Source organism: Micromonospora sp. 4G55, from assembly GCF_016803375.1.
Genome location: NZ_JAEVHN010000421.1, coordinates 1 through 5530, shown reverse-complemented (window position 1 = coordinate 5530; position 5530 = coordinate 1). Strand labels below are relative to the sequence as shown.

Below are 5530 nucleotides of genomic sequence, written 5' to 3'. Positions count from 1 at the left end.
CCATCTCGCCCTGCTGGGGCCGCCCGGCGCGGGCAAGACCATGCTGGCCGAGCGGCTCCCCTCGATCCTGCCGGAACTGGACGACGCCGCCGCGCTGGAGGTCACCGCGCTGCACTCGATCGCCGGTCTGCTCCCGCCGGGGGGCCGGCTGTTGCGCCGGCCACCGTTCCAGGCGCCGCACCACACGGCGACCATCCCCTCCCTGGTCGGCGGCGGGTCCGGGCTGGCCCGGCCGGGGGCCGTCTCGCTGGCCCACCGCGGCGTGCTCTTCCTCGACGAGGCGCCGGAGTTCAGCAAGGGCGCGCTGGAGGCGCTGCGGCAACCGCTGGAGCACGGCCGGATCCAGCTGGCCCGCAGCGGGGGCGGCACCGAGTACCCGGCCCGCAGCCAGTTGGTGCTGGCCGCCAACCCGTGCCCGTGCGCGAAGCCGGCCGGCGACGCGTACTGCGAGTGCAGCCCGCTGGCCCGGCGGCGGTACCTGGGCCGGCTCTCCGGGCCGTTGCTGGACCGGATCGACGTGCAGGTGAAGCTGCTGCCGGTGCGGGCGGCGGAGCTGATGGAGGCGGCCGTGGCCACCGAGTCCTCGACGACCGTGGCCGCCCGGGTCGCCACGGCCCGGCAGGCCGCGGCGGCGCGCTGGGCTCCGGTGGGCCGCGGGCTCAACGCCGAGATCCCCGGACCGTACCTGCGACGGCCGCCCTGGCGGCTGCCGCCCGGGACACCGCCGAGCTGCGCGGCCGGCTGGACTCCGGGGCCGTCTCGGCCCGTGGCTTCGACCGGATCATCCGGCTGGCCTGGACCATCGCGGACCTCGACGGGCGGGCCAGGCCGCAGCGCGAGGACGTGCTGGAGGCCATCCAACTCAGGACGGGAGAGGGAGCATGAGCACCAGCGAGGAGCGGCTGCTGGCCCGGGTGGCGCTGACCTGGCTCACCGAGCCGGGCACCCGATCGGTGCACCGGCTGGTCCAGCAGCTCGGCCCGGTGGCGGCGCTGGACCTGCTGCTCGACGGAGGCGCGCCGGAGGCGAGCCTGCGCACGGCGGTGTCGGCGCGCACGGCCGCCGAGGACGCCCGCGCCGTCGCCGCCGACGCGCTCGCCCGCACCGAGCGGATCGGCGCCCGCGTCCTCACCCCAGAGGACGAGGAGTGGCCCGCCCGCCTCGACGACCTGCGCCGGCTGGTGCTGTCCGGAACGAGCCGGCGGGTCGACCTGGAGACCGCCCCACCGCTCTGCTTCTGGGTACGCGGCGGCTGGCCGCTCGGCGAGGCGCTGGACCGCTCCGTCGCGGTGGTCGGCGCGCGGGCCGCCACCGGGTACGGCCTGCACGTCGCCACCGAGATCGGGTACGGGCTGGCGGAGCGGGACTGGACGGTGGTCTCCGGTGGGGCGTTCGGCATCGACGCGGCGGCGCACCGGGGCGCGTTGACCGCCGGCGGGCTGACGGTGGCCGTGCTGGCCTGCGGCGTCGACCGGCCCTACCCGATGGGCAACGCCGCCCTGTTCGACCGGATCGCCGAGACCGGGCTGCTGGTGAGCGAGTGGATGCCCGGCGCCGACCCGCTGCGGCCGAGGTTCCTGATCCGCAACCGGGTGATCGCCGCCGCGACCCGGGGAACGGTGCTTGTGGAGGCGGCGGCCCGCAGCGGCGCGACGCAGACGGTGAACCGAGCGATCGCGATGGGCCGGCGGGCGATGGTGGTGCCGGGCCCGGTCACCTCGGCGATGTCGGTCGGGACGCACGAGGTGCTGCGGGACCAGCCGGCCGCGCGGCTGGTGACCGGGGTGCCGCACGTGCTGGAGGAGGTCGGCCGGATCGGGACCGACCTGGCCCCGCCCGCACGAGGCCCGGAGCGCCCGAGCGACCTGCTCGACGACGAGGCGACCATGGTGCTGGAGTCGCTGCCCCGGCGCGGGGTGGTCGGGCTCGACGCGCTCGCCGCACGGGCCGGGGTCGACGTACGGACGGCGATGCGGAAGCTCTCCCTGCTGGAGGAACTGGCGATGGTGCTCCGCCGCGACGGCGGGTACGCCCTGGCGCGGCCCGCCGCGACGGCGCGCGCCCCCGCCGGCCCAGGGCGCGGGGCCAAGCGGTGACCGGGCTCAGTCCCCCTCGAACCGGATCTCCAGGTCACGCTCGCGTACGCACCGGTGGACCAGCACCGCGACCTGCCGCACCTGCGCGGTCTCGGCCGGAGTGCGGGCGGCCTCGACCAGGCAGTCCAGTTCGGTCAGGAGCTGGGGTGCCCGCTCCGCCCCGACCACCAGCTCACCGAGCGGGTCGACCCGGTCCAGCGTCGGGGTGCGTCCGCCGCCCCGCCCCCGCTTCAGCAGGTCGAGCAGCAGGTCGTCGGGGTCGGGCACCACCTGCGCCGCGACCGAGGACGGCCGACGGCCCGGGCCGCCACGGACCAGCCGGTAGAGGACGACGTCCAGGCCCATGAGCGGTTCCCTCCTCCCGTCGGCGTCCCCGCCGAGGCAACCGGGCGACGGCGCACGCACCGTCCCTGCCTCCAGTCTCCCCGTCCACGCCACCACCGGCCAGCACCGACGGCGCGCCGCCGCGCAAGGTCAGGTCTTCTGTGTCCACGCCGCGCCCGTGGGACGGGACGGCTGGGCCGGGGGCGTCCGCGCGCGGCGTCGTGTCGATGCGCAGCGTTCTGCCGACCGGCCGGCACGCGCTTACGCTGAGCCCATGCCAGGCGGACGTCATCCGGTGCCACGCCTCCCCGTCCGGGTCGACGAACGTCGACTGGCCGGCGTCGCGCAGGTCGCTCCGGGCTGCCCGTCGACGGCACGGGCCGGGCGATGACGGGCGGCACGCGGGCCACCCGGGCCACCCACGAGGCGCTGCCACCGGCCATGCGGGAGGCCGTGGACGACTTCGCCGACCACCTGGCCCGGGTGCGCAACCGATCCGCCCACACCGTGCGGGCGTACGTGGCCGATGTGGTCTCGCTGCTCGACCACGCGGTACGGATGGGCTGCTCCGCACCCGCCGAGCTGGACCTGACGGTGCTGCGCAGCTGGCTGGCCCGGCAGCGCACGGTGGGCGCGGCCCGGACGTCACTGGCCCGGCGGGCGGCGGCGGCGCGCACCTTCAGCGCCTGGGCGCACCGCGCGGACGTGCTCCCCACCGACGTGGCGGCTCCGCTGTCCAGCCCCCGGGCCCACCGCGACCTGCCCACCGTGCTCCGGGCCGACCAGGCCGCCGCCCTCGTGGAGGCGCCCGATCGGCGTCCCCCTGCCCCCCGATCCGCCGAGGCGACCGGGCCCGCCGCCGGCACCCACCCCGATGCGGCCGCACGTACCGCCGTACCGCGCCACGACGTCCCGACCCGGCCCACCGACCCGACCGGGCACAGGGTGACCGACCCGGCCGGGCCCGACGCGGACGAACACCAGGACGGCGCGGCCACCGGAGCCACCCGACACGACGGTCCGGCCGACCCCGCCCGCCCCGAGGACGAACCGGTGCGACTGCGCGACCGGGTCCTGCTGGAACTGCTCTACGGCACCGGGGTACGGGTCAGCGAGGCGTGCGGGCTGGACGTCGCCGACGTCGACCACAGCCGCCGGGTGATCCGGGTCCTCGGCAAGGGCGGCCGGGAACGCTCGGTGCCGTACGGGGTGCCGGCCCAGCGGGCGATCGACGACTGGCTGCGCTCCGGGCGGCCCGCCCTGGCGGTGGTGCCCGGCTCCGGGGAGGCGCTGCTGCTCGGCGCGCGCGGCGGGCGGCTGAACCCGACGACGGCGCGCCGGATCGTGGCCGGGTACGCCGAGTCCCTCGGCCTGCCCCGGGTCAGCCCGCACGGACTGCGCCACTCGGCGGCGACGCACCTGCTGGAGGGCGGCGCGGACCTGCGCGCCGTGCAGGAGCTGCTCGGCCACTCCTCGCTCGGCAGCACCCAGATCTACACGCACGTCTCGGTCGAGCGGCTGCGGGCCGCGTACCGGCAGGCGCACCCGCGCGCCTGACCCACCCGCTGCGCCCGATCGGCGGGCCGCACCGGGTCGAACCGCCGGCAGCACGGTGCCCTGCTGGTTGGGGCGGCCGCCGCCGGAGGACAGCGAACCGACGACGGTTGATCCGTCGACGGATATGATCACTACGTGACCGTCGCCCGGCCGCCCGAGCCGATTCCCGGGGCCCGACTGCTCTTCTCGCTCGACCCGGCGGTCAACTACCTCAACCACGGCGCGTTCGGCGCGGTACCGATCAGCGTGCAGCGGGCGCAGCAGCGGTTGCGCGACGAGATGGAGTCCAACCCGCTGCGCTTCTTCACCCAGGGGCTGACCGAGCGGATCGGCCACACCCGGCGGCACCTGGCCACCTTCCTGGGCGCCGACCCGGACGGCACGGCGCTGGTCGGCAACGCCACCACCGGCGTCGCGGTGGTCCTGCAGTCCCTCGGCCTGCGGGCCGGCGACGAGGTGCTCACCACCGATCACGGGTACGGCGCGGTCGGCTTCAGCATCGAGCGGGAGTGCCGCCGTACCGGGGCGGGCACCCGGGCGCTGCGGGTGCCGCTGACCGCCACCGACGAGGAGATCGTCGAGATCGTCCGCACCGGTCTGCGACCCGGGCGGACCCGACTGCTCGTCGTCGACCAGCTAACCTCGCCCACCGCCCGCCTCTTCCCGGTCGCGGCCATGGTGCAGGTGGCCCGGGAGCGGGGCGTACCGGTGCTGGTGGACGGGGCGCACGTGCCCGGCATGCTGCCGGTCGACGTCGGCGCCGTCGGCGCGGACTTCTGGGTGGGCAACCTGCACAAGTGGGCGTTCGCCCCGCGGGGCACCGCCGTGCTGGTGGTCGCCCCGCAGTGGCGGGAGCGGATCGAGCCGCTGGTCGTCTCCTGGGAGCAGGGCGGCGGCTTCCCCGGCAACGTGGAGTGGCAGGCGACCCTCGACTACACGGGGTGGTTGAGCGCCCCGGTGGGGCTCTACGCGCTGCGCAGCCTCGGCCTGGACCGGGTGCGGGCGCACAACGCGGCGCTGGCCGGGTACGGGCAACGGGTGGTCGGGGACGCCCTCGGGGTGGCGCCGGCCGACCTGCCGGACCCGGGTGGACCGGCGGTCGCCATGCGGATCGTGCCGCTGCCGCCGGGCGTGGCCACCACCCTGGACACCGCACGGGCGCTGCGCGACCGGATCGCCGAGCGGCTCGCCGCCGAGGTGGCGGTGATGGCCTGGGACGGTCGGGGCTGGCTACGGCTCTGCGCGCAGGTCTACAACTCCGCCGAGGAGTACGAACGGCTGGCGGTCCGGCTGCCCCCGCTGCTCGCCCGGCCCTGACCCCGGCCCGCGCCGACCACACCGACAGACGGCCCTCGCCGTCCGCTCGGCGAGTGCGCCGCTCGCCGTCCGCTTGGTCAGCGGGCCGCTCGCCATCCGCTCGGTGAGCGGGCCGCTCGCCATCCGCTCGGTGAGCGGGCCGCTCGGGTCGCGCACCGGGAGCAGCCGGACCGGTCCGAGCCCGAGCAGGGCCAGCGGGTCGAGGTAGTCCGCCCCGCGGCGCAGCCCCCAGTGCA

4 protein-coding genes and 2 pseudogenes are annotated in these 5530 nt (G+C 76.9%); 4 read left to right on the top strand and 2 right to left on the bottom strand.

All coding sequences use genetic code 11. The features are described from left to right. Both JNW89_RS26265 and JNW89_RS26260 read left to right on the top strand, forming a co-directional pair. Nucleotides 1–885: pseudogene (locus JNW89_RS26265) on the top strand (ATP-binding protein); the annotation flags it as partial. After that, on the top strand, nucleotides 882–2096 hold the full coding sequence (locus tag JNW89_RS26260; protein ID WP_238450989.1) for a DNA-processing protein DprA: 1215 nt from the start codon (nucleotides 882–884) through the stop codon (nucleotides 2094–2096). The pseudogene JNW89_RS26265 and the gene JNW89_RS26260, both read left to right, overlap by 4 nt. 6 nt (nucleotides 2097–2102) lie before the next feature. Here JNW89_RS26260 and JNW89_RS26255 read toward each other — a convergent pair whose 3' ends face one another. Further along, nucleotides 2103–2441: a hypothetical protein gene (locus JNW89_RS26255; protein WP_238450988.1), complete on the bottom strand. Its 339-nt coding sequence runs from the start codon at nucleotides 2439–2441 to the stop codon at nucleotides 2103–2105. 366 nt (nucleotides 2442–2807) lie between these two features. On the opposite strand from JNW89_RS26255, the gene JNW89_RS26250 reads away from it, so the two are divergent. Both JNW89_RS26250 and JNW89_RS26245 read left to right on the top strand, forming a co-directional pair. Continuing rightward, on the top strand, nucleotides 2808–3977 hold the full coding sequence (locus JNW89_RS26250; RefSeq protein ID WP_238450986.1) for a tyrosine recombinase XerC: 1170 nt from the start codon (nucleotides 2808–2810) through the stop codon (nucleotides 3975–3977). Between the two features lie 135 nt (nucleotides 3978–4112). Further along, a complete protein-coding gene (locus JNW89_RS26245) occupies nucleotides 4113–5294 on the top strand; it encodes an aminotransferase class V-fold PLP-dependent enzyme (RefSeq protein ID WP_238450985.1) in 1182 nt (393 codons plus the stop codon). Here JNW89_RS26245 and JNW89_RS26240 read toward each other — a convergent pair. After that, nucleotides 5208–5530 (bottom strand): annotated as a pseudogene (locus tag JNW89_RS26240) (hypothetical protein); the annotation flags it as partial. The gene JNW89_RS26245 and the pseudogene JNW89_RS26240 sit on opposite strands and share 87 nt — an antisense overlap.